The organism is Georgenia deserti (genome assembly GCF_042680605.1).
In the GTDB taxonomy this organism is placed as follows: Bacteria; Actinomycetota; Actinomycetes; order Actinomycetales; family Actinomycetaceae; genus Allobogoriella; species Allobogoriella deserti.
Genome location: NZ_JBHUEE010000022.1, coordinates 1 through 1,058 on the forward strand (window position 1 = coordinate 1; position 1,058 = coordinate 1,058).

Here is a 1,058-nt window from a genome sequence, read left to right on the forward strand (position 1 = left end):
ACCAAAAGATAAACCGACCTACTTAGACCCTCAAAACGATAAAGAAGCAGAAGAACAAGAGCAATATTCTATTAACGGCTTGGTTCTGTTGCAAAGTTTTAAATAAAGAATAAAATCCCTTACGGTATCTATGATTTAAGCTGGGATTCCCAATAATACCTTGATTTCAGTACAGACCGAAAACCCGAAGAGAGTGCCTTCTTTTCGGGTTTTCTTATATAATCCTCGGATGGCTTCCATGCCTTTAATCGTGGTAGAGGCAGTGCGTAAACTTCGATAGAATTTATTGCGTCTCTTTACTGGACGATGGTCTTGTTCAATCAAATTATTCAGGTATTTAATGGTACGATGTTCTGTCCCTTGATAAAAGCCGTATTCTTTTAGTTTCTTAAAGGCACTTGTAATAGAGGGGGCTTTATCTGTGACTACAACCTTCGGTTCATCAAACTGCTTCACTAACCGCTTAAGAAAAGCATAGGCTGCTTGTGTGTCCCGTTTTTTACGTAACCAAATATCCAAGGTTAAACCATCTGCATCGATGGCTCGATACAAATAATGCCATTTTCCTTTAATTTTGATGTACGTTTCATCCATTTTCCATGAATAAAAGGATTTTTTATTTTTCTTTTTCCAAATTTGATAGAGTAGTTTGCCATATTCTTGCACCCAACGATAAATCGTCGTATGAGAAACGTTAATGCCACGATCATATAAGATTTCTTGAACTTCACGATAGCTAAGGTTATAACGAAGATAGTAGGCCACGGCTACAATAATCACATCCTGCTGAAATTGCTTTCCTTTAAAATGATTCATCGTGATTCCTCCTGCTATCTTTTTCTATTATTCTACCTTATTTGATAGTAGATTTAAAACTTTGCAACAGAACCATCAGAAAAGCCCATATTTTATTGCAAGCGTAGCGGATGGATGGTTAGAAGACACACGCTTGCCGTCATTTAGCGAGTTGATTGATAAATACAGTTTCTATAAAGAAACAGGTGAAGACAGAGTATTAGAAGCGGAATATGAGTTGAATCCCGATAAATTTGAAAATA

The 1,058-nt window shown here is 36.6% G+C and carries 2 protein-coding genes; one reads left to right on the plus strand and one right to left on the minus strand.

Going from position 1 to position 1,058, the window contains the following annotated elements; translation table 11 throughout:
- Window positions 1-135 precede the first annotated feature (135 nt).
- Window positions 136-816: an IS6-like element IS1216 family transposase gene (locus ACFSE6_RS18885; RefSeq protein ID WP_388011135.1), complete on the minus strand. Its 681-nt coding sequence runs from the start codon at window positions 814-816 to the stop codon at window positions 136-138.
- A gap of 1 nt (window position 817) precedes the next feature.
- Here ACFSE6_RS18885 and ACFSE6_RS18890 point away from each other — a divergent pair.
- Window positions 818-1,058 (plus strand): hypothetical protein (locus ACFSE6_RS18890; RefSeq protein ID WP_388011138.1); only part of this gene is annotated, 241 nt, incomplete at its 3' end.